20 protein-coding genes are annotated in these 23,404 nt (G+C 61.8%); 4 read left to right on the top strand and 16 right to left on the bottom strand.

Features of this window, described 5'->3' with window-relative positions; all coding sequences use genetic code 11:
- Positions 1-16 precede the first annotated feature (16 nt).
- The 7 genes from U5A65_RS19180 to U5A65_RS19150 all read right to left on the bottom strand — a co-directional run bounded on the left by U5A65_RS19180 (position 17) and on the right by U5A65_RS19150 (position 8,045).
- On the bottom strand, positions 17-1,531 hold the full coding sequence (locus U5A65_RS19180; RefSeq protein ID WP_321908702.1) for an NCS1 family nucleobase:cation symporter-1: 1,515 nt from the start codon (positions 1,529-1,531) through the stop codon (positions 17-19).
- A gap of 311 nt (positions 1,532-1,842) precedes the next feature.
- Positions 1,843-2,565, bottom strand: coding sequence for a GntR family transcriptional regulator (locus tag U5A65_RS19175; protein WP_321947032.1), 723 nt, complete (start codon positions 2,563-2,565; stop codon positions 1,843-1,845).
- A 309-nt stretch (positions 2,566-2,874) separates the two neighbouring features.
- Positions 2,875-3,801 (bottom strand): muramoyltetrapeptide carboxypeptidase, encoded by a 927-nt coding sequence (gene ldcA, locus U5A65_RS19170; RefSeq protein ID WP_321908705.1) that lies wholly within the window; start codon positions 3,799-3,801, stop codon positions 2,875-2,877.
- A 25-nt stretch (positions 3,802-3,826) separates the two neighbouring features.
- The gene (gene tadA / locus U5A65_RS19165; RefSeq protein WP_321947030.1) at positions 3,827-4,432 is read right to left on the bottom strand and encodes a tRNA adenosine(34) deaminase TadA; all 606 of its coding nucleotides are present in this window, start codon (positions 4,430-4,432) and stop codon (positions 3,827-3,829) included.
- Positions 4,433-4,530: 98 nt separating this feature from the next.
- Positions 4,531-4,941 (bottom strand): DnaJ family domain-containing protein, encoded by a 411-nt coding sequence (locus tag U5A65_RS19160; protein ID WP_321908707.1) that lies wholly within the window; start codon positions 4,939-4,941, stop codon positions 4,531-4,533.
- 484 nt (positions 4,942-5,425) lie between these two features.
- Positions 5,426-6,622, bottom strand: coding sequence for an amino acid aminotransferase (locus U5A65_RS19155; RefSeq protein WP_321934851.1), 1,197 nt, complete (start codon positions 6,620-6,622; stop codon positions 5,426-5,428).
- A 43-nt stretch (positions 6,623-6,665) separates the two neighbouring features.
- Complete coding sequence (locus tag U5A65_RS19150) at positions 6,666-8,045, bottom strand: amino acid permease (RefSeq protein ID WP_415765211.1); 1,380 nt, start codon at positions 8,043-8,045, stop codon at positions 6,666-6,668.
- A gap of 269 nt (positions 8,046-8,314) precedes the next feature.
- Between U5A65_RS19150 and U5A65_RS19145 the strand changes: the two genes are divergently transcribed.
- The 4 genes from U5A65_RS19145 (at position 8,315) to U5A65_RS19130 (ending at position 12,009) form a co-directional block, all read left to right on the top strand.
- Positions 8,315-8,788 (top strand): Lrp/AsnC family transcriptional regulator, encoded by a 474-nt coding sequence (locus U5A65_RS19145; protein WP_158757692.1) that lies wholly within the window; start codon positions 8,315-8,317, stop codon positions 8,786-8,788.
- Positions 8,789-8,999: 211 nt separating this feature from the next.
- Positions 9,000-9,740 (top strand): ATP-binding cassette domain-containing protein, encoded by a 741-nt coding sequence (locus U5A65_RS19140; protein ID WP_321908714.1) that lies wholly within the window; start codon positions 9,000-9,002, stop codon positions 9,738-9,740.
- 108 nt (positions 9,741-9,848) lie between these two features.
- Entirely contained in the window at positions 9,849-10,844 is a 996-nt protein-coding gene (locus U5A65_RS19135) for an ABC transporter permease (RefSeq protein WP_321908717.1), read from the top strand.
- Between the two features lie 172 nt (positions 10,845-11,016).
- On the top strand, positions 11,017-12,009 hold the full coding sequence (locus tag U5A65_RS19130; protein WP_321946986.1) for a sugar-binding protein: 993 nt from the start codon (positions 11,017-11,019) through the stop codon (positions 12,007-12,009).
- Positions 12,010-12,169: 160 nt separating this feature from the next.
- Here the strand turns inward: U5A65_RS19130 and tssJ are convergent, their stop codons facing one another.
- From tssJ to U5A65_RS19085, 9 genes are read right to left on the bottom strand one after another with little or no spacing between them, the layout of a single operon-like run.
- The gene (tssJ, locus tag U5A65_RS19125) at positions 12,170-12,730 is read right to left on the bottom strand and encodes a type VI secretion system lipoprotein TssJ (protein WP_321946985.1); all 561 of its coding nucleotides are present in this window, start codon (positions 12,728-12,730) and stop codon (positions 12,170-12,172) included.
- Complete coding sequence (gene tssG / locus U5A65_RS19120) at positions 12,723-13,814, bottom strand: type VI secretion system baseplate subunit TssG (protein ID WP_321946984.1); 1,092 nt, start codon at positions 13,812-13,814, stop codon at positions 12,723-12,725. Before tssG ends, tssJ begins: the two co-directional genes overlap by 8 nt.
- Positions 13,811-15,625 carry a type VI secretion system baseplate subunit TssF gene (tssF, locus tag U5A65_RS19115; protein ID WP_321947028.1) on the bottom strand — a complete coding sequence of 605 codons (1,815 nt, stop codon included), beginning with the start codon at positions 15,623-15,625 and terminating at the stop codon, positions 13,811-13,813. Before tssF ends, tssG begins: the two co-directional genes overlap by 4 nt.
- A 30-nt stretch (positions 15,626-15,655) precedes the next feature.
- Positions 15,656-16,108, bottom strand: a complete 453-nt coding sequence (locus U5A65_RS19110; RefSeq protein WP_321946983.1) for a hypothetical protein — start codon at positions 16,106-16,108, stop codon at positions 15,656-15,658.
- Positions 16,109-16,113: 5 nt separating this feature from the next.
- On the bottom strand, positions 16,114-17,694 hold the full coding sequence (tssA, locus tag U5A65_RS19105; protein WP_321946982.1) for a type VI secretion system protein TssA: 1,581 nt from the start codon (positions 17,692-17,694) through the stop codon (positions 16,114-16,116).
- On the bottom strand, positions 17,691-21,293 hold the full coding sequence (locus U5A65_RS19100) for an ImcF-related family protein (RefSeq protein WP_321946981.1): 3,603 nt from the start codon (positions 21,291-21,293) through the stop codon (positions 17,691-17,693). The genes tssA and U5A65_RS19100 overlap by 4 nt, the downstream gene beginning before the upstream one ends.
- Positions 21,290-22,528: a hypothetical protein gene (locus U5A65_RS19095; RefSeq protein ID WP_321946980.1), complete on the bottom strand. Its 1,239-nt coding sequence runs from the start codon at positions 22,526-22,528 to the stop codon at positions 21,290-21,292. Before U5A65_RS19095 ends, U5A65_RS19100 begins: the two co-directional genes overlap by 4 nt.
- A complete protein-coding gene (locus tag U5A65_RS19090) occupies positions 22,528-22,788 on the bottom strand; it encodes a PAAR domain-containing protein (protein ID WP_321946979.1) in 261 nt (86 codons plus the stop codon). Before U5A65_RS19090 ends, U5A65_RS19095 begins: the two co-directional genes overlap by 1 nt.
- 55 nt (positions 22,789-22,843) lie before the next feature.
- The gene (locus U5A65_RS19085; protein WP_321946978.1) at positions 22,844-23,305 is read right to left on the bottom strand and encodes a hypothetical protein; all 462 of its coding nucleotides are present in this window, start codon (positions 23,303-23,305) and stop codon (positions 22,844-22,846) included.
- Positions 23,306-23,404: the final 99 nt, after the last annotated feature.

Raw genomic sequence — 23,404 nt, 5'->3', positions numbered from 1 at the left:
TGGTTTTGCGTGCCGCTCATGCCTTTGCGCGAGCGCGTTCGCCCATCGTGAGCGCGCGATAGAACAGCGCGCCGAGCGCTGCGCCAATGAACCACGAGAAGTTCGCGGCACCTCCGAGCGACGGCACCATCACGCAGAGAATCGCGATCACCGCTGCGGGCAACAAGGCCGACACCGCACGCCAGTTCACGCCGTTGCGATACCAGTACGCTCCCTTCGGCGACACCGAATAGAGATCATCCACGGCGAGACGTCCACGCTTCACGAGATAGAAGTCGATAATCAGGACGCCATACAGAGGCCCGATGAAAGCACCGAGTATGTCGAGCGTGTAGTGGATCACAGCCGGGTTGTTGAAGAGATTCCACGGCGTGATGAAGATCGAGGCGACGGCAGCGAGCATGCCCCCCGCACGCCAGCTGATGAGCCGCGGCGCGACATTGGAAAAGTCGAACGCGGGCGAAACGAAGTTCGCGACGATGTTGATGCCGATGGTCGCGATCGTGAACGTGAGTGCACCGAGAATCACAGCGGTGGGGTGGTCGATGCGGCCGACCGTTTCGACGGGATCAGTAATCAGTTCTCCGAACACAGGAAGCGTGGCCGACGTCGTGATAACCGTGACGAGCGAGAATGCGAGGAAGTTGACCGGCAGACCCCAGAAGTTGCCCTTGTGAACGCTTTTGAGCGACTTGCCGTAGCGCGAGAAGTCGCCGAAGTTGAGCATCGGCCCCGAGAAGTACGACACCACGAGCGAGATCGCCGTGATCATCACGGGAATCACTTCTGCACCGTGATACTTCACACCGCCGAGATTCAGACCAATGTTGTGCCAGCCCGCGCGATACACCATGTAGCCCGCAAGCGCGAACATCACGACATAAACCGCCGGGCCCGCGAAGTCGATGAACTTCTTGATGGTCTCCATGCCGTTCCAGAACACCAGGGCTTGAAGCACCCAGAGCGTCATGAAACCGGCCCAGCCGACAGCCGACAGCCCAAGCAGGCCGTGCTTGTGCACATCGGCATAAGGCATGAGTTGAGGAACGAACTTGAGCACGACGATCACGAGCGCGCTCGAAGCAAGATAGGTCTGGATGCCATACCACGCCACGGCGATAAGGCCGCGAATCACAGCGGGGATATTGGCGCCGAGCACGCCGAAGGTACCGCGACAGGCCACCGGGTACGGCACGCCGTGACGCTGGCTGGGCCGCGCGATCAGGTTGCAAAGCACGTTGACGATGGAGATGCCGACGATCAGCGCTACGAGCACTTGCCAGCTCGTGAGGCCAAGCGCGAAGAGGCTCCCCGCGAACACATAGCCGCCGACGCTATGCACGTCGGACATCCAGAACGCGAAGATGTTGTACGCGCCCCAGGTCTGCTCCTTGAGCGGCGCGAGGTCGTGGTTGTAGAGCCGCTCGCTGTAGCCGGCCGGCAAGCGCAGGTTTTCTGCGGACTCGCTGCTTTCGCCAGATTCGAAATTGGGCACTGCCGGACTGCCAGGTGACGCGCTGAACTGAGCCATGATCCGCTCCTTGGATGGATTTGCCGACGGAAAAAAGACGCCTGAACGCCTCGAAACGCGTGCGTACCGCCGCTGGACGCGGCCGCCGCGATATCCCCGAATGGTTTGGCCCTTGCAGGCACCGCACCGGTCGCCGCTTGCGGGCGCCCTGTAACGCTGTGCCTGTGTGAGCCGTACGCATGCACGGCATGCGCCCCACTCCATCCTTTTCAGCCGCGGCGGCCACCGTACGTCGTGAGCCGCCGCGCTTTACTGCAATCCTTTACCGCAATCCGCTTCAAGTCCCGCTTCAGTGCCGCCTCAGAAGACGCTCAGCGTCCGTGCGCAGCCGCCTCGCGAGCGCCGAACACTTCCTGTAAATCGACCGAAGCGCCTGCCGGCCGGTCAAGCATCCGGAGCTCGACACCCTGCAAATGGCGCACCATGCGCTCGACTGCCTCTTTCTCGTTTCCGGCCTCGAGCGCCGCGAGAATCGCCTCGTGGTCGTCGAACGAACACGGGCTGCGGCCCGGCGATTCGTAGAGCGCCGAAATCAATGTCGAACGCGCCACGAGTCCATTGAGGCAATCGCACAGCACCGTATTGCCGGTGAGCGTGGCGAGCGACGTATGGAATTCGCCTGAAAGCCGGATCCACGTCGGAAAGTCGTGCCCTTCAAAAGCCTTGCGCTCGCGCCGGATCGTCTCGCCGATGCTTTTCAAACGACGGTTGCCATGCTGCGCGCTGCAAATTCGCCCCACCACGGCCAACTCGATGATCCGCCGCATTTCAAACACCTCGTGCACTTCCTGCAGCGTCGGGCTTGCGACGAACGCGCCACGATTGGGCTCCAGATCCACGAGATGGTCCTTCGCAAGCAGCGCGAGCGCCTGGCGGATCGGGCCGCGCTTCACGCCGAATACTTCGCACAACTGTGCTTCCGTCAACTTCGCGCCTGGCGGCAGCCGGTGCTCGAGAATCGCTGCGCGGATTCGCGCGGCGATGGCTTCGGGCTTCATGCCGGTTGCTTCGGCGTCGATATCGGTCTTTGCCATGGCTCGGGTCTCTATGTTGGGTATCCTAGGTTGGACATAAATATTGTCAACAATTTTTTGGACGAACCTGGGGAAGATCCCCACGCACGCACCTGCTGCCACATGCTTCTTATCGGTGAAAGGCGCTTTATTTCGGGGAATTCAGCACCTGCATGGTGATTCCCCGCCCCAACTCGGTCACACTTTTTGTCAACAATTTACGGAAGAAGCGTTGCAATGAACATGGTCGGACGCCGCTTGGATCTGGCCGTTAGTTGCGTAATAACCCATAAAAAAAGCGCCCGAAAGCGCTTCTGTGGCAGTGCGGAATCAGCTCAAATACGGATAATCGCTCACGGTCAACTCGAAGCCATGAGCCGTGCTGCTCAGTTGTGCCGGCGCGCCCATCGGCAACGTGACCATATCCGGAATATGGCCGAACGGCAGGCCCGTCACCACCGGAATGCCAACCAAAGCGCGCACCTGCTCCACCATTTCACGCAGATCGTAGCCGTTGTCGTAATCGAACTGCTTGTGGCCCGAAAAGTCGCCCAGCACCAGCGCTTGCTGACGCGCGAGAATGCCGGCCAGGTGCAACTGGTAAATCATGCGCTCGATGCGAAACGGCTGCTCGTTCACATCTTCCACGAACAGGATACCGCCCTCGACAGGCGGCAGATAAGGCGTGCCGATCAACGAAGTCAGCACCGCCAGATTGCCGCCCCAGAGCGTGCCCGAAACATTCGTCGATTGAGCCTGGGGCGCATTCACCTTGAGCGTGTAGCTCGGTTTCGAGAGCGCGTCCCAGAAGTGATGCATCGTGAAACTACTCAGGCTTTCAGCGCCGAAGTCGCTGCACAGCATCGGACCGCCGAACGTCGTGAGCCCGGCGCGCGCGAGCAGCGCGAGCTGAACGGCGGTGAAGTCGCTATGCCCCACAAACGCAATGGGCTGGTCCTTCAAGCGCCGCTGCAGTCCGTCGTAGTCGAGGCCGTGGAGGATGCGCACTGCGCCGTAGCCCCCGCGCACGGCGAGCACGATGTCCGGCAAATCGCGCGACGGGTCGGCCAGGCGATTCAGTTCGGCCGCGCGCTGGCCATCCGTGCCGGCAAAACGCTGATAGCGCCGCTCGGTCGCCTGCACGCCGTCGACGTGATGGCCCTGCGCGCGCAACCGTGCGAGCCCGCGGTGCACCGCTTCCGGGTCGTGCGGATAACCAGACGGTGCGATCAGTTCGATGGTGCGATGAATGGTCATGTCGAATTCGATTCAACCGTGAGATTCAACCCGCGGGTTCGTTCGGACCGGCTATGCCGGTTCCTCCCTGCGCTTCCTCGGCCTGTGCGCGAGCCGCACGGCGCGCTTCCCGGCTCGCACGGCGCCGGTCGGCGAAGAACGATCGCAACGCCTCGCCGCACTCGTCCGCCAGCACACCGCCTGACACGCTCGTATGGTGATTCAACTGCTCGTTGGCAAAGGCATCGACCACGCTGCCGCATGCGCCGGTTTTCGGATCATGGGCGCCGAACACCACACGTGCGATACGCGCGTGCATGATCGCGCCGGCGCACATCAGGCACGGTTCAAGGGTCACATAGAGTTCGCAGCCGGGCAAGCGGTAGTTACCCAGCGCGTGAGCGCCCGCGCGCAACGCCGCCATTTCCGCGTGTGCAGACGGATCGTGCGCGCCGATCGGGTGATTGAAGCCCGAAGCAATGACTTCGTCACCGCGCACGAGCACCGCGCCCACGGGTACTTCGCCGGCAGCGCGCGCCTCTTCGGCTGCGGCCTGCGCGAGGCGCATGAAATGCTGGTCGCGCTCGGAGACGGGACCGGGTTGGGAGGCAGGTTGTGGGGCGGATTGTGAATCGTCCCCGGACGCCGGCACGAGCGAATCGGCGGGAGCCGGGCCAGCCTTCAGACTGGCAGCCGGGTGCGCCTCTTCACGCTCGCCGCCAGGGGCCTGTGGCTGAACGGGAGAGCCCGTCACGCCGCCCCCGCCGAGAGCGCCAGCTGGCCGGACTCGCCGGCGGCACGTTCGGACAGGCGCTCCGCAATGCGGCGGCGATATTCGTGCGGCACGACCATCGGGCCGCCGCGCAAGGATTCGAGCGCCATGTCGAGCGCGAGCATGCGCGCGCGCAGGCGGCATTGCGCGGCCTTGTCGCCCACGGCGGCGAGGTCGTCTTCGAGGTCGCGCAAGGCACGCAGCTGTTCGACTGCGGGCGGCACGAAACCCGCATTCTTCAGGATGCGGTGGGCTATGCGCACTTCTTCGGGCACGAGCAGGTCGTCGTCGAGCGCCTGCGGCGCACCGGCGCCGGGCAGGTCGTCGAGGTCACCGCGCGCGGCTGCGGCGGCAATCCGTTGTTCGACGAGGGCATCAAGCAATTTCATCAGCAATCCACTACGTTGCGGCCCACGCATTCTATCAGGGTAAGACCTGGAAGACCGTGCGCCGCTGGCATGTGTGTCATCGACTTCTTACGGCTTGACAGGCTTGCGGTTTGATGCGGGATGAATGGCCGCAGACGACGAAACCTGGAATTGTCTGATGGCACGGGGCTGCGGCCGAGGCGTATTGTTAAGCGGTTAGACCCGCCACGCCCTCTTCACCCTCGATGATGAAACAACACATCCGCCTCAAACGGCCCGCTACGCGGCGACTTCGCCTCGCCACCCTCTGCCTCCTGCTTACCGCCAGTCTTTCGGACTGCGGCGTGTTCTGCGGAGCGGCAGGCGGCAGTGGCGGCGGCATTGCCGGTGGATGCGGCGCCGGCATGCGATTCTGACCGCCAGATGCAAAAACGCCGCTGGAACGCCCGGCTTGTACCGGCTCCCCAGCGGCGCTAGAAGGATTGACGGGCTTTCGGCCCTGCCCTCAGTCCTTCATCACCTTGCCGACCGCGTCGACCACAACGCTCACGTTCTTCTCATTCAGCCCGGCCACGCACATGCGGCCCGAGCGCAGGATATACACGCCGAACTCTTCCTTCAGGCGCTCGACCTGCTTCTCGCTCAAGCCCGTATACGTGAACATGCCGCGCTGCTTCACGTAGCGCGCGAGCGCCGCTTCGCTCGCATGCGCGCGCAGGCCGTCGTGAATCGCCACGCGCATGCGCGCAATGCGCTCGCACATCGCCGCCAGCTCCTGCTCCCACGACGCCTTCAGTTCCGGCGTGCTCAGCACACGCGTGACGATCTTCGCGCCGTGAGTCGGCGGATTGCTGTAGTTCGAGCGCACCGAGCCCGTGAGCTGGCCGAGCACACGGTCGGCCGCCGCCGCGTCCTCGCAGATCACGTGCAGGCCGCCGCAACGCTCGCCGTAGAGCGAGAAGTTCTTCGAGAACGAATTCGCCACCAGCGCCGGCACACCGCGGCGCGAGAGCTCGCGCACCGCGAACGCGTCGTCCTCGAGGCCCGCGCCGAAGCCCTGATACGCCATATCGACGAACGGCAGCAGATCGCGCTTTTGCAGCACGTCGATCAGTTGCTCCCACTGCCCGCGGTCCAGATCAACGCCCGTCGGGTTGTGGCAGCACGCGTGGAGCAGCACGACGCTCTTCGCCGGCAGCGCGTCGATGGACGAGAGCATCGCCTCGAACTTCAGGCCGCCCGTCACCTCGTCGTAGTACGGGTACGTGTTCACCGTGAACCCCGCACGCTCGAAGATAAAGCGGTGGTTCTCCCACGTCGGATCGCTCACCCATACCTGGCTGGTCGCGAAATAGCGCTTGATGAAATCGGCGCCGACCTTGAGCGCGCCCGAACCGCCCAGCGTCTGCACGGTCGCGATGCGGCCGGCCGCGCGCGACGGGCACTCAGCGCCGAACACCAGTGCCTGCACGGCGTCGCGGTACTGCGCGAAACCCGCCATCGGCAGATACGGCTTCGGACCCGGCTCTTCGAGAATCGCCGCCTCGGCCTTGTGAACGGCCTTCATGACGGGCAGACGGCCTTCGTCGTCGAAGTAAATGCCAATGCTCAGATTGACCTTGTTCTGACGCGGGTCCTTCTGAAAGTTCTCGTTGAGCGAGAGGATCGGGTCGCCGGGGTAGGCATCGATGTGTTCGAACATGCTGTTTAACTCTCTGGACGAAATTCGGGACGAATATCAGCGCTTACGGAGCCGGCACGCCACGCTGCAGCGCCGGCGCCGACTTGCGGCACCACAGACGGTAGGCGAGCCCAAGCACGCCCAGCCAGACCGGAATCAGGTACACGGAAATCCGCAGATCCGGAATCAGATACATTACAACGAGAATCCCGCCGAGGAACACGAGACACACGTAATTCGTCAGCGGATAGCCGAGGCTGCGGAACGTGGTCGTTTGGCCGGTACGCGCCTTCTCGCGGCGGAATTTCAGGTGAATCAGGCTGATCATCGCCCAGTTGATGATGAGCGCCGACACGACGAGGCCCATCAGCAGTTCGAACGCCTTGCCCGGCATGAAGTAATTGATGATCACGCAGGCAGCCGTGACGAACGCCGATACACCGAGCGCCGTGAGCGGAATGCCGCGCCGGCTCACCTTGAGCAGCGCCTTCGGTGCATTGCCCTGCTGCGCGAGGCCGAACAGCATGCGGCTGTTGCAGTACACACCGCTGTTGTAGACCGAGAGCGCGGCCGTCAGCACGACGACATTGAGCACGTTGGCCACGAGGTCGCTGTTCATCGCGTGGAAGATCAGCACGAACGGGCTGCCGCCAGCCACGACCTTCTGCCACGGGTAAAGCGAAAGCAGGACGCCGAGCGCGCCGATGTAGAAAATCAGGATGCGGTAGATCACCTGATTCGTCGCGCGCGGAATGCTATGCGAAGGATCGTCAGCCTCTGCTGCGGTGATGCCGACAAGCTCCAGCCCGCCAAACGAGAACATCACGACGGCCATGGCCATGACGAGACCCGAAACGCCGTGCGGGAAGAAACCGCCGTTGCGCCAGAGGTTCGAGACGCTCGCCTCGGGACCGGCCGAGCCCGAAAACAGCAGCCAGCCGCCGAAGGCGATCATGCCGACGATCGCCAGCACCTTGATGATCGCGAACCAGAATTCGAGTTCGCCGTACGACTTCACGCTCGTGAGGTTGATGCCGTTGATCAGGACAAAGAACACGAGCGCCGAGACCCACGTGGGCAGCGTCGGCCACCAGTAGTGCATGTAGATGCCGACCGCCGAAAGCTCGGCCATGCTCACGAGCACGTAGAGCACCCAGTAGTTCCAGCCCGAGAGAAAGCCCGCGAAGGGGCCGAAATACTTGTCGGCGAAATAGCTGAACGAACCGGCGACGGGCTCGTCCACGACCATCTCGCCCAGTTGGCGCATGATGAAGAACGCGATGATCCCAGCAACGCCGTAGCCGAGCAGCACCGAAGGGCCGGCGGTCTGGATCGTCTGCGCAATGCCGAGGAACAGGCCCGTGCCGATCGCCCCGCCCAGCGCAATGAGCTGGATGTGGCGATTCTTGAGGCCGCGTTTTAGCTGGCCGCGATTTTCACGCATGTCGTTTGAAACCATGTCTCTTCCTGTCTCCGACTTATCGGCGCGAGGCCCAGGCATCCGGATAGGACGCCGGCTCCGCTCCACGAAATAAAATTGCACACGCAACGTTCTGCGTTGCCGTGCTGCCAGGCTTGGCGGTATGGGCCGCCAGCCCGATCGGGTGCGCCCAGTGTATAGTTGGCGCGGAAAAATATGATTTCATCTCGTACGCAGGCAAACCCTGATTGATACAATTCCCTCTCGCCTTAAACCCATCTCACGCAAGATAAATGCAAAATCTCGCGCTCGATACGATCGACATGCGGCTGCTCGCCGCACTGCAGGAACACGGCCGCGCCTCGAACCTCGAACTCGCGGCCGCGATCAAGCTCTCGCCCGCGCAGACGCTGCGCCGTCACCGGCGCCTCGAAGAACTCGGCGTGATCCGGCGCTACGAGACGCGTCTGGACGCGCAGGCGCTCGGCTTCGGCGTGGTCGCCTTCATTCAGGTAACGATGGAACGCGGGCACATGCGCGAGCTCATGAAGTTCAAGGAGCTCGTCGCAACGTTGCCGCAAGTGCAGGAGTGCTACTCCGTGACTGGCGATATCGACTACGTGCTGAAGGTGGTGGCGCGCGATCTGAAGGCGCTATCCGAATTCCTGCTCGATACGCTGATGCGCGCGCCCGGCGTGAACAGCGTGCAGTCGATCGTCTGTCTCGACGAACTCAAGGGGACGAGTGCGATGCCGCTGGAAGCCTGAGACTAACGCGCGCCAGGTCCGTCTGGCGGAGTTTTTCGGCGAAAACGCAATTTTATCTCATCGGCGCCCTTTTAGAGGCGCCGCAGGACCGGCTGATGAAATAGTCTTGCTAAAAGCCCCATCGTGCTCTAAAAAACAGGCTAGTCAGCATGTCTCCCGGCCGCCCTGGACACTGCAGCGAGCGGCTTCACAAGCGCGAGCGCGACAGTCCATGAGTCTTCTTGAACTCAGAGGCGTTTCCAGGCACTTCGGCGCCATTCAAGCGCTGACCGACGTGACGCTGAGCCTGGAACCCGGCCAGGTGGTCGGACTGATGGGCGACAACGGGGCCGGAAAATCGACGCTGGTGAAAGTCATCGCCGGCAACTTCCCGCCCTCCCATGGCGAAGTGCTCATCGACGGCAAGCCCGTTCATTTCAACCGGCCCGTGGACGCCCGCGCAAAGGGCATCGAGGTCGTGTATCAGGACCTTGCCCTCTGCGACAACCTCACTGCGGCGGCCAATGTCTTTCTCGGCCGCGAGCCGCGCCTCGGCATCTGGCCCTTTCGCGTGCTCGATCACGCGGCCATGTACCGGCGCGCCGCCGAGCTTTTCAAGGAACTGAAGTCCGAAACGCGCCCGCGCGATCTCGTCCGGCAGATGTCGGGCGGCCAGCGGCAGGCCGTGGCGATTGCGCGCACGCGTCTGTCCGACGCGCGGCTCGTGCTCATGGACGAACCCACGGCTGCGATCAGCGTGCGCCAGGTGGCGCAGGTGCTCGACCTCATCAAACGCCTGTCCGAGCACGGCATTGCCGTCATTCTCATCAGTCACCGCATGCCCGACGTTTTCGAGGTCGCCCATCGCGTGGTTGTCATGCGGCGCGGGCGCAAGGTGGCGGATAAACAGACCGCCGCGTCTTCGCCGGAGGAAGTCACCGGCCTGATTACCGGAGCCATTGCCGCCGCCTGAAGCCGACCCGCGCGACTGCGTTGCATGGGGCCGCACCAAGCGCTGAAGCGCCAGGTGCGACCGACAGGAGACCTGAAATTGAACGATGCGCCGCAAAGGCCAAACGCGATGCCAACAGTGCTTGACGATCCCCAATCCGCGAAGACCCACACTCGCTGGAGTGGACTGATCGCGAGCCAGGTGTTCTGGGTCGTGCTCGCTACGCTGATTGCCTGTGTCCTGCTCTCGTTCGTCACTTCGACGTTCGCCACGCAGCAGAATCTCTTCAACGTCACGCGCAACTTCGCCTTCGTCGCCATCGTCGCGCTCGGGATGATGGCCATCATCATCACGGGCGGCATCGATATTTCGGTCGGCTCGACGATTGGCCTGAGCGGCATCGTGCTTTCGGTCACCATGAACGCGGGCTATCCGATCTGGGCCGGCATTGGCCTCGGCCTGCTCACCGCGGGCCTGGTCGGCCTCGTGAACGGCCTGCTCATTGCGTATCTCAACATGCAGCCTTTTGTCGTAACGTTAGGGATGCTGAGCGTGGGCCGCAGCCTCGCGCTCGTGATCTCCGGCAGCCGCACCATCTTCGAATTCGGACCCGACGGCCACAAGCTCCTCGTGCTCGGCGGCGGCAAGACACTCGGCGTGGCCAATCCCGTGTGGTTCCTGATCGTCCTCGGCGTGCTGTTCTGGTTCGCCTTCGCCTTCACGCGCTGGGGCCGCTATGTGTTCGCGGTCGGCGGCAATCGTCATGCGGCGAATCTCACCGGCGTGCCGGTGCGGCGCGTGATCTGTTCGGTCTATGTGCTCGGCGGCCTGATGGCGGGCGTCGCGGCCATTCTGGAAGTGGGCTGGCTCGGCGCGGTCACCACCGGCCTTGGCACCGGCGACGAACTGCGCGTAATCGCCGCCACGGTGATCGGCGGCACCAATCTCGCGGGGGGCGTGGGCAGCGCATTCGGCACGATAGTCGGCGCCGCGCTCATCGAAGTGATCCGCAACAGCCTGATCCTGCTCGGCGTCGACTCGTTCTGGCAGGGCACTGTGGTGGGCGGCTTCATCATCATCGCGGTGCTGTTCAACCGGCTCGGCGGCGAGCGGCAAGGAGACTGAACCGTTTCAGGGAGGCGCGGCCGGACTGCACGCGGAACCGCCGGACGCCAGCCATCACACATAACGCAAGGTTCCGCAGGAAGCCCAAGGCACGGGCGCGGGCTTTCCTTCCGATGACGAAGACTGTACGAGACACGCGCGCCGCACAACCGGCGCCGAACAGGAGGAAACCATGAAGAAAGCGTGGAAGTATCTCGCTGCGATCGGAGGGCTCGCCATGCTGGCCTCTTCCGCCTACGCAGCCGACAAGACCCTCGCGCTGGTCGTGAAGGGCCTCGACAATCCGTACTTCGACCTCATGCACCAGGGCTGCGATCGGGCGAACAAGGAGCTCAGCAAACAGGGCTACAACTGCTACTACACCGGGCCCGCGACTGCAGCGGACGAAAGCGCGGAAGTGCAGATCGTCGACGACCTGCTGACCAAGGGTGTGGCCGCGATTGCGATTTCACCGTCGAATGCGCCGGCCATTGCCGAAGTGATCCGCCGCCGCAACGCGAAGATCCCGATCATCACCGCCGACGCCGATCTGCTGCCGAAGGACCAGTCGCTGCGCAAGGCGTATGTGGGCACCGACAACTACGAACTGGGCGTGAAGCTCGGCGAGCAGTTGAAGATGCTCATGCCCAAGGGCGGCAACATCTGCCTCGTGATGGGCAACCCGGCGGCCGAGAATATCAACCAGCGCGCCCAGGGGACACGCGATGTGCTTTCTGGCAAGAAGGGCATCAAGAAGCTTGCTGGCGAGAACAACTGGCATGAGATCAGCGCCTGCCCGCTTTACGTGAACGACGACGCCGCGAAAGCGAACCAGATGATGCAGGACACGCTCACGGCGAACGCCACCAGTCTCCAGGCGTTCGTGCTCGAGGGCGGCTGGCCGCTCTTTGCGCCTGAGGCGTATTCGCAGGTTGTCGCGCCGATCATGGACAAGATCAACAGCGGCCAGTTCGTGATCGTTTCAGCCGATACGCTTGGGCCTGAGTTGCAGGCGCTCAAGGAACACAAGGTCAATGTGCTGGTTGGGCAGCGGCCTGAGGAAATGGGCTATCAAGCGGCGATGGTGATGCGCGATCTGGCGGAAGGGAAGACGGTGAAGCCGATTATTCACACTGGGCTGGATACGTGTACGTGGAAGAATGCGGATACGTGCCTCAAGCATTGAGGGCGTGACCGTGCGCGGGCCGAGGCTTGGATAGCTCGGCTTGCGGTGCATGGGTTTGCCTTGCCACGTTCCTCCCGGAGGTGGCCGCGGAGCTCACCGCCTAGCCCTCAATCTGCGTTGCCCGGAACATCGTAAGCAATTGCCAGAGACGGAAGCCACCCTATTTCTCGGTCTTTCCACCACTACCCTCGCCCGGTGACTGCACCCGGCTGGCAACAAGCTCAAGCGCCAGCGGTTTTTCAGGATCCAGCTTCTTCGTCTCGATCACACGTTTCCACGCGCCGTCCGTACCAGGCTGCCGGTAGAACGCCACGACCGCCACGTACTTCGTGTCTTTATTCATCGGCTCCGAGAGGCTCGACGATGCGCCCGGATTTACGACTGCCGCCATGCTTGCATTGAGATCCTGCGCGAGTACCGTCTGATCTCGCCTGAGCAGATCGTCGTAAGATGCGCCGTCGAATCCCTTACGCTCCCTGAGCTGGTAGACACGCACGGCGACCGAGTTGGCCTTCCCGGCGTCGTCGGGATTGACGGCTCCGCGTGCCGTCAGATCAACATTGAGGACCTTGACCTGACGATAAAACACCGCATGGAATGCATTTGACGTGGTATCGGAAATGGTCTGCCAGGCGCCACAGCCCGAAAGCAGGAGGGTCGGCGCAGCAAGGGCGAGAACGGCAGCAAGACACCGTTGAGTCCAGGAGTTGGTTTCAGACATGTTGGGGAGTCAGATACGGATTGGGCGCAGGCGCAGGAATCGCTTCGTGGACGCCGAGCGCAATGGTAATCAGGCGGTCCTCTTCAGCGGGGAGGACCGTTGTCCAGCCGAGGCGCGGAGGGGCGTCTGCATGCACAGCAGCAATGGCCGGTTCCGGCACAAGCCGGGTGGACAGCTCCATACGCAGGTGCACGTCAGCCTTCTCGCCGATATAGAGCTGTACAAAGGCCTTCACCTCCCGGTGCAGCCACGCACCCGGCAAGAGATCGTGAGCCTGCTGCGCGTCGGCGGGGCGCAGTGTCACACGTACGGCGCGGCTACGGTATGCGAGGCGCTTGCCGAGCACATATCCGGCGCCCAACCCGCGGCGTGCGGCCTGCACCGGTTGAGCTGCTGGCTTTGCGGTGAGTGGCCGCGGGGCGCCGGTGTTGGCATATGCAGCGTGAAACTCCTCGACGCGTACTCCGACGCCGGGTGCGGCCAGTGCGATCACACCGGCGAGGCCCTCTGCCGTTCGCGTACGCTGGATCAGCAAGCCGAGCAGCGCGAGCATGCGTGAATCTGGGAGTCCGGCACGCGCCGGCTTCCCGCCCCAACCGAAGCCCCCGAGACAGAGCAGGTTACGGGAATGATCGTCGATGCCACCGGCGCGGAAGCTCTCCGGATAGCGATACTTCTTCCACACGCGGTAAAGCAGCGTGACATTGCGGTGATTGAACTGATCGAGAAACGCTTCAAGCGCCTCGTGCCCTTCTTCGCGCAACGCGATGTCGTCCACGAAATGCGGCGGCATCGCCGCATCGACGCCATAAAGACCCATGAACGTCGTACGTACGGTGGGCGGTGCATCAGGCCGTTCGTCATCGAACTCCACCGCAGCGATTTCGCCCGCCGGAAAACCCATGCGCGGCCGCGGCCGGAACCGCACAGGTTCACCGGCCGGGGTGTCCTGCGTGCCGAAGCCAGAGTGATCTGGCGCGCTGTGTTCCAGTAGCCTGCAGAGCTGCATGAAGCTCATCTGTGGCGCGCGGGCAAGCAGCGCCGCGACAAGCGGCTCGAGATCAGGTACGTCGCGCGGCTTCATAGCGCAGCCCTGTGTGTCTTGCTGCGAGGCCATGTCGTACGCGTTTGCGATGGGAGACTGACGATCGACAGTTTCGTGAACAGGTTGATCTCCGCGTACAGCTCGAAAAACCGGTGCAGCATCTCGCCAAATAACATGACGTCGCCCTCACCCGCGAACGCGTGGGAGTCGAGCGTCACCTCGATTAGCACGCCGCGCTCGACTGAGCCGCCCGACACCTCCTCGAGCAGCTCCTGTGAGACCCACAGGATGCCCGCAAGGCGTCGGCGGTTCAGCTCGTCGTTGGTCCAGTCGTAGAGGGCAAGCGCACCGCGCAGCACTTCGGCGTTCATCAGCGAGAGGAAATTAGGAGCAAGGTGCGAGAGCACCCGCCACTGGAAGCGGTCGCCGGTCGGCGGGTAAAGCGGCAGTGTGGGAGCGACCAGGTTGCGCACGCCCGCAACATCTGGTGTGCTTTCGGCAAGTTCGCAGATGCTTGCCTCACGCAGGCCCTTGCGCGGCAGCATGCCATTGGTCGCGGTCATCTGCAGCGAGAGACTTTCCTCCGGCAGGTTTTCCAGCGTATCCCATGCATGGCCACCGAGCACGAGCCAGGTCTCGTGCAGCCCCGACACCCCGGCACGTACCCGCGTATGGAAGTATCGCTCGGGCGCCTCATGTCGCAGCATGCCGCCACGATGCCGAAACGTCGCGAACGGGACATACTCGTAGCGGTTGGCGTCGAGGTGATCGAACGCCGAAACCTTGTCCACCGAATACGTTTCGATGTTGTTGTTCCCCTGCCCGGCCGGCACGACCCGATATTCTGTCTGGTGGTGGTCGATCGTCACCGGCTCGGCATCGACCTCGAACAGGTTGATGACAGGCGTGCAGTACAGCCGGATGTTTTCCGTCGTAAAGCGCTGGTCACCCGGGTACATCTCGCTGAGCACGATCTCCAGCTCGAAGCGGGTCGACCCAGGCGGAATTTTTTCGATGTCGAGACCGACAAGATCGACGAAGAGAAACTTCTCGCGGAACGTGAAGTATTCGAGGAGCAACTGGTAGCCCGAAAACGCCTCATCGGGTTTCGGCCACAGGCGTTCCTCAGTTGAGAAACCGGCGGATTCTATTTTCACCTCGCGCAGCGGCAGCAGTTCGCCGTTGCGCAACTCTGGAATCCGCCAGCCGATCGAGTCGACCTGACGCGTGAGCGCCAGATGCATCGCGAACGCCGTTGGCAGATCGGCGCTGAGGTGGAGGCGCACACGCGAGAGATCGGTCTCCTTGCGGCGGGCGGAGCCGTGGAGCGCGAAGGCCAGCCGGATCACCGAGCGGCCATCGTGCCGCACGCCTGGGGCCGCCTGTGTGAGGTTGAGCGGTTGCAGCGTCACGGGCTGCGTGGTGCGGTAGAGGCACTGGATCGTGCGCGGGGTCGCGCTTTCGGTACCGGTTGGCGACGGCACGGCGATCGGCGCGGAGCGCACCGGCACACCCGCGGGCAGAACTTCCGTCTTCTCGAGCTTTTCGGCGAGTGGCACAAGCTCGACCACAGAAAGCGACGGAATCATACGCAGGTAGTGTGGCCAGAGCAGGCTGACCAGGCCCTCCGTCAGTTCGGGAAATTCGTCGTCAAGCTTCTGCCGCAGTCGTCCGGTCAGGAAGGCGAACCCTTCGTGAAGCCGTTCGACATAGGGATCACGGTCACCGACGCGATCGAGGTTCAGCAGGCGCGCGCGGTCGGGGTGCGCGCGGGCGAACTCCTTGCCGGATTCGCGCAGGTAGCGCATTTCTTCCTCGAAGTACCGCAGGATGGGATCGTCGTCTTTCATGAGTATTTGAGTCATCTCTTGCGTCTTGCGTTAAAAGCCGCCAATGTCGTTGCAGGCCCGCACTTTGGGTGACGGGACCTTGTTGAAACCGTGCTGCCTCATGCACGAATCGAACTTTTGGTTAGCGGGTTCCCACGTCGTAACGTCAAAAATAGTCACCATGCGCTGCTTCTTCAAAAGCTCTTTGCATTCGAACGGTGTCATCCACTCTTCAAGATTCTGACCACTTGCACATCGATCTTTGAAGTCTTTGAGCATGCTTCGAATAACCTCATTCGATTGCTTGTTGCATTCGTCTTTGGTTTCAGACGTTCGCAAGGCAATCCAGAGATTTTTTGCTTTCCATTCCTTCTCGATCGAGTCATATGTTTTCGTCGCGAAAAGACAGAACTCACCGTTCGATGCAAAAAAGATCGTATATACGTACAGTCCAATCCCGATGATGATCGCAATAGCGCTCAGAGCAAGGCCGTATTTTTTCATTTCTGTCACAACGTCAGCGCGCGAGCCGGATCAAGCACGACCAGTTCTGCCTGCAACGCGCTGGCGCGATTCGCCAGCGTCACCTTGTCGGCGTCCTTGCGGCTCGCCAGTGATTTGAGTACACGCATGAGCTGTTGCTTGATCTCGAAGATGAGTGCCGGCTCCCAGCGCGCAAGCGGCAACTGATGCGCCATCGCGTCGAGTTCGATGAGCAGCGCACAGGCCATGTCAGCCCGACCGGCGTGCTCCGCCAGGCGCGCCATGATGAGGCGTTGCAGATAACGGTGGCGCTCGCCCTTCATGCCAGGAAGTGCCTCCAGCCATGCGAACGCTGCCTCCACGCCTTCGCGTGCGTTCATGTCCTTCGCCTGCGCTTCGATCTCCGGCCAGTCGCCGGCGGAGCCGTCGTCAGCTGCGGCCGACACAGGAAGCGGAGCGAGTGTCTCCCCCGCCTCCAGGTCCCGCACGACCGCGTGCCGCGCGATCCATTCGAGCGTGTTGTCGTCGGCGTACGCGGTGCCGTCGTTGAAGGCGAGGCGTTCGATACCCGGCAGTCTTTCGAGGAAAAGCGCAAAGTCCGCGCGCAGCTGTTCGCGCCACGTCTCATACGGCGCGCCAAGCTGGTCCAGCGCCATATGCTGGAAATACTGAAGGTCGAACCAGAGATGATTGACGCCCTCCATGAACGCGCCCTCGACGCGCTCGAGCAGTTCGGTCCACTGTTTCTGCAGCATGAGCCGTGTCATCTGCTGGCGCAGTTCGGCACGTGGCGGAACCAGGCGTGTACGTGAAGCGGCGTCGGCCGGTGGCACCTCGTGTAGCGTGTCCCATCGGACGCTGCGCACAAGCCGCACCGACGGCAGATAGCCGTTCTCCTGGTCGCGCAGCCAGGTGGCCATGACGCGCGCCTGCTCGAGAAGATCGCGCGTGGACGCAATGGCGCCCAGCGGGGCGGTTGCCGGCACAGAAACGGACGGAGATGGCGACACCTGAGTCGACGTCGCGACGTGCTCCTCGTTGCGCTGGAATCGCGAGACAAGCGGCTGCAGATCAGGACGTGCCGCCTCCGGCCACGCCTGCGTACGCGCGACGAGCAGGTCGAGTGCCGCGATCGCCCGCTCCAGGTCTCCCGACGAAAACTCACCGCGGCGCTCGAGCAGATCCACCATGCGCGTGGTGGCCAGCATTTCGAGCGCACCCTTCTTTGCCTCCGGGCGCGCTGGCATGACAGATTCACCGAAGCGGTCGGCAAGCGCGGCGGCCAGCTCGAGTCCGTCGGCAAAACCCGCCGGCCCGTCCTGACGCAGCCTTGCCTGCGCGTAGTAGGCCGCCACACGCAGATCCTTGCCGGTCTCCTTCGTGAGGCGCTCACAGGACGCGACGATGAGCGCATCGTCGATATCCGACAGTTTTGCCGCCTCGTCCCTGAGGTGGAAAAACGTGTCCTCGTAGCCCGGGTCACGTCCCACGCCGGTTTCGCCGGCAAGCGGCTGGAGCCAGTCCGCCCAGGCATCAAGGCGCTCGCGTGCGACCTGCTCCACGTCGCGCGAGGGAAAGAGACTTCTGAAAATGTCTCCGAGCTTCATTCGTCCTCCGGCGCCGCGCCGCCCGGCAGCGGCGTCGCCGCACGCTTGCCCGCTGCGATTGCCGCTGCCGGCAACGGCGGCGGACTTGCGCCTGTCATTGCCGTTCCGGATGAGGGCGACGCGCTGATAAAAATCCGCTCCGGCAGCGTGAAGTGGCGCAGCTTGAGCACGTCGAGTGGTCCGGTGCCCGCCTCACTGCGCATCAGGATGCGCAGCGGGACCGCCTGGCTTGCATCGGGCTTCCAGGTTAGCAGCCAGCGCGCGCTATCCTGCTGTTCGGCCTGTGCGCGCTCCAGCAGACGGATAAGACCAAAGCGGCCCTGCGCGTCGAACGCCGAACGCAGTCCGCCCTCGGCCGTCTGCCACTCAATATGCGAGATGTTTTCCAGCGACTGCCCCGGCCACTCGAACGGCTGCCACTCTTCACGCTGGTTGAAATAGTGCAGTTCGTTGCCCGAAAGAACGATGCGCATATCCGTGATGCCCGGTGTCGGTACACCACGCAGCTCGAAGCGCAGATGGGCGTCGCCGGTGGGGAACAATACGTTTGCGACACGCGTGAGCCGGTTCAACCCGTCAAGGAACGCGGGATCGAGCGTGAGCGAGCCGCGGTTGGCGCCCTGCACTGCCACCCAGCGATCCCCCTGGCGCTCGACGACGCCCGCGAGCTGCGTCGTGACGAACTGCGTGATCACGCCGTTGTCGGGTCGCATGATGCGCGCCATCTCAGGCAGCGAGGCCTCGTTGTCGGAATCAAAGAACGGATACCGGCCGCCAAACGAACGGTTCCAGTCGGCGACGATCGAGCGGCGCCAGATGTCATTGAGGCTTGCCGCGGCCGGCTGAACGACGACACGCCAGTTCTGGTCGAGCGGCGCGCGAAATAGCTCGCCAAATCCGGCCCATTGTTCGCCCAGGCTTGCCGCCAGGCGGCTCGCGTACTCGCGGCTGTCTGCGATGTCCGATGGGCGCCCCTGCAGCACCGCCTGAGCCGCCTGGCGCGACATGGCCTCTGCGTCGGGGCTCGAGGCAATCTGCTGTGCCTTCAGGCGCATGGCGGTGACGCGCTCGAGATAGCGCGCGAGGCTCAGATCGCTGGTTGCAGCGAGCCTCGCCGCATCCTTGCCTGTTGCCGCTGGCGCGCCGCTCACGAGATCGCTACCCGTGAGCCTGAGAATCGGGCCGAAGCCCGCAGCCAGCGGCGCAACCGGTGCCTGCGCCTGTGGCTGTTTCGAGGGATCTTTCTCGCCGCCGCCCACAAGCTGCTGTGCCTTGCTGATGAGCGTGTCGGAAAGCGACTGCGAACTCGCACCCGCCTCGGCCTGGTAGGCAATCACGTTCATCAAGGCGACGAGCGGCGAGCGTTGCGGATCGCCCAGCAATGTGAGCTGGTCGACGGTGCCCGTCAGGCTTGGTGCGCTCTGCCAGCGCATGCTGTTGAGAAACACCGCCCACGCACGCAGGTAGTCGTCAAAATAGCGCTGACGCAGCGCATCGCGCAGTGCTGAGGGTGCCGCGTTGTTTGCCTGCACATCAGAGAGCACCCAGTCACCGGCCACCTCGCGTTGTCCGCTTGCGTCGTCGATGGCCTTCGAGATGCGCTCGTCCCATGCGGCACGCGTGAACACACCAGGGATCGTTGCTGAAGTGGTGAAGAGGCCGCGGCTCGTGGTATCGCCCAGGAGCGTCGCCAGCGTGACGGGCGGATATTTGGACTGCGCCTCGGCGATGATCTGCTGGTAAAGGGTATCGGTCGAGTTCTGGATACCGCGCACGCCGATCACCGTTTGCCGCGCACTAGCAACGAGTCCCACGTCAGGTGTGATTGCAAGCGCCGCGCCTGCGCTCACCGGGTGTCCGATGTGATTGGCGAAGAATGTGATCGTGTGCTCGCGCAGATCCTGCCAGGTGCCGGCCGAAATTGGCGCGTTCAGCGGGCGCGCCGGTACGTCGGTTGCGATGAGTTGCGGCGTGAGGAAACTCGCGAGCGCACGCGTGGGTTGGGCGAGCATCAGGTAGGTCTTGAGTGTGTCGTAGGCTGCCTGGGCCTGGGCTTCGCCGCCACTGGCGATTTCGGCATCGGTGAGTGAGGCGAGCTGGCGCAGACGTTCCTCGAGCTTCTCGCGCATCGGTGCGACGAGCACCCGTGAGGCTGCGATGTCGTAGCCGGGCCAGAGCGCGTCGAGCAGCGCGCGGTCGTGATTGAGCCCAAAGCGGGTGATCCACGGTGCGCCGTGTTGCTGGCGATACTCGAGCGTGTCGATCTGTTTGTCGAGGCTGTCAAGGAGTTGCAGCGACTGTGTGCGGTCGGTGGTGGCCGTGAGCTTTTCGAGTGTGCCCGATGCGGTGTTGATCGTGGCGCGGTTCGAGAACCCTGAGATCATCGTGCCGACAGTCCACATGCCGACCGCCGCCGTCGCGACCCACGCGGCCGTGGTCGAAAACGAGAAGCCGACGCGACGGCCGTGAACATGGCGGCTGTGATCAGCGATGAACTGCCAGACTGTGCGGTGAACGGTTTCAGGTGTTCCAGTTTCGTCAGGCTGCTCCTTTGCTTCAGGTTTCTCCTGGCCGCCTTCGGGCGGTCGCGGATCACCCGCTGCATCGCGCGCCTTGAAGAGCGGTGCGAAGAGCAGCCCGTGAATCGAAAAGCGCCAGTAGCGCGACTGTGCCGTCTGCTTGACAAACTGCAGGATGTCAGTGCGACGCGCGTCAATGTGCCTGGAAAGAAGCGCCGGATAGCGATCACGATGATTTCGGGTCAGGCGGACGACGCCCGCATCCGCGAGCGTGTGTGAGAGACCTCGCAGCGAGTGATCCAGATCTTCGGCATGGACACGCGGAGCCGACCATGTGAATCCGATCGGTTCGTCTTCGATGGATTCGTCACCCTCAAAATCCGTGGCGTTCAGGAGATAGACCGGCGCAGCCCAGCGCAGGGCACGGGCATGGCGCCCGAGGCGCTGGGCAATGGCATCTGCCTCGAAACCAGTCTTAACGGAACTGCTGGCGCGCGCCACTGCAACGATTGCATCAACGGGCCGGCGACGGCGCAGCTGACGAATCTGATCAAGCCTGCTCGTGTCAATCGTTGTGCTGGTCTGATTTGCATACAGCAGTATGGTGTCGCCCGTGAAGGCATAACCTAGTTCGGCAAGACCTGGTGCAATGCGTTTGACGATTGGGAGGTCCCCAGCGACGAGCACCCAACTCTCCCGGTAACGCCAGAAGAAACCGTGCCGTTCGCGGAGCATCTGCCGCAAGCTGTCAGCGAAATCCGTTGGAACTGATTCGTCGCCGGCTTGTGCCTGTTGTCCAGCCGAACCGGCACGGTGGTTGACGTCATAGTGGGTAAGCCAGCGCGCAGCACGCAGCGTTGCGATCTGTAGGAGAATCAGCTCGAAGAACTTTATTAAAATAAGTAATGCCAACCAGATGATGACAAGCACAAGTACGATAATGATCCTGGTTGAGCTAGACCATCCTTGTCCAAGTCCTTCGAACCAAACCGCGAGACCGACTCCCCAAAAAAGAATCGTCAACGCAAGTCCGACGTAAAAAGGTGCGGCAGAACCGCTCTTGCTTTCGTTACCAGTCATGTTTTTGTTCTGCATACAAGGGCTGTGAAACCATTACCTTCACCTGAGATCACGAGCTGCTCTTTACCGCTTGCGTTGGCGCATTCGGCAGCCATTGCCAACGCGAGCCATGAACCAGCACCCGAGCAATTGCCCACCGACTCTTCAAGAGCATCAACTTTCAATCGATCGCCCGAATTACGCTCCAAACGAAACTCGTTCAACTGCTCGATCGCTACGCCATGTGACCAAACAGGGCTGACGCATGCCGGTGTTGTTCGCCCCCAACGGGTCGCAAGGCCGAGTACGTCGCTCACACTGTCGAAAGGTCCCTGCGCAGGGCGATGCAAACGCACTGACGACTGGAACGCGTCCCGCGTAAACTTTACTGGACTCACGAGTAGGGCCACACCCGTTTCCGCTATTCCGTCTGAAATGAGACGACTGATCGCATCATGGAGCTGAAGGGCAATCAACAGAATGATGCTGCCGTTTCGACGACCGTCAAGCCAGGCGTCCGCCGCGAAAAGCGGAAGCACAGCGTCAGTGGTCGAAACATCGAACCGCAGGGATGGAGCGGTCTTTTTCAATTGTTCATCGACCAATACATCCAGCTCACTGATTGCGAGCCGCGTTTGCCCATGCACTAATACCTGTATTCGGGTGCCTGACGGAAAATCATGAAGTTGAGACTGGATCTTGGCGATCAGGTTTTCGAGTATCCAGCTCGCCGCAGCACGGTGCCTCGCAGATTCTGAAAGGGCGTTACCTGGAAAAAAAGGTGAACCTGGCAGATCAATCCAACGCGCGAGCACAACCTTATCGGGTGCATATGCACTGTTGCGCGAAGCCAGCTTCAACGTGCCGCGCCGCGAAACCTCTGCGGAATTCTCGTTGTCGTCTGAGGAAAAACACCATGCCTGCCCAAGGACCGCGATCGGCTCGCTGGCGGAACTGTGGCATGCCATCTCGGCTTCATCGCTCACGCGATTTTTCGCAATTGCCTGACTTCTGCGCACATGGCCGTGCGCCAACCACAAGGCGAGAAGGAATGCCCAAGCCAGCAATGGATAGGCACCAGCTCGCATTGCGAATTTCAAGGTATCTCCAGGATGGTTCGCCGACCAGTGTTCAGCAGAGAACGTAAAGCTTGCCGCGAGCACAATTGCAAGCAGCAGGCCCCAGGGCACCACTGATACCCTCGGCGCAGGTGGCACGGCGACGCGCGGCGGGATACGGTTGAAATCGACTGGCATCAGTCACTCACCCGTGCTCCGCAGCCGGAAGAAATGAGCGTTGCTCCACAGCGAGTATGATCGCCATCGCGCGAAAGCATGATTTGACCATCCTTCACTCGACTGCTCCCCTCGATGATCTCGTTATCCCCGTGCAATGGGCAGGAAACCCGGTCTCCTACACGCGCCGCCCGTCGGCCTTTCACCTTGATGCTGCCCGATCCAGACAGCACCTTACCGCCGTGGCTGGTAGCATCACCTTCATATACGAAGTTCTTCATTCAATACTCGTCACTGAGATATTTGAAAAAACGAAAGGCAAGTCCAGCACTTCGCTCAATGTACATCCACCCTGGAAGGTGCTGCTTGATTTATTCCATCAAAAATTTTATTTGAAAAACTCTTGTAGCGCGAAGCTTTACATTCTTTATCGAAGATAATTTTATTGTTTCTTGATACATATAACCCAGCAGGCCAAACGGACGAAATTACATAGATATATTTATTGACGGAAAATTTAAGATGCAATCCATGTATAGCTCCCTCAGAAACATCGGATAAAATAAAATTATCGCCGGGAGGGAGATTTTTTTTAGGGTATTCGATAATATCATTTTCAATGCCATACTTGTATCGCACATACCCGCGATTCGGTGAAACGTTGCCTTTTGCGCAGATGGAAACGATTTTTCCATCTTTCAGTGGACAATTAAAATAAATGTCTTCCCCTTCGCTGCAAAGAGTCATTTCACTTTGTGGCGGCTGTGTTAGCGCGCCTGCAAAAGAAATTTTGACCACGAAAATCGAGATTGTGAATAAAATCAATAAATTTAATACTACCACCCTCAGTTTTAGAAAAAACAGTAATTCAGAAGAAAATGATCTTGATAGCATAAA

The sequence above is a fragment of the Paraburkholderia sp. J10-1 genome, assembly GCF_905220165.1.
In the GTDB taxonomy this organism is placed as follows: Bacteria; Pseudomonadota; Gammaproteobacteria; order Burkholderiales; family Burkholderiaceae; genus Paraburkholderia.
This window is presented reverse-complemented; position numbering and strand designations above follow the sequence as displayed.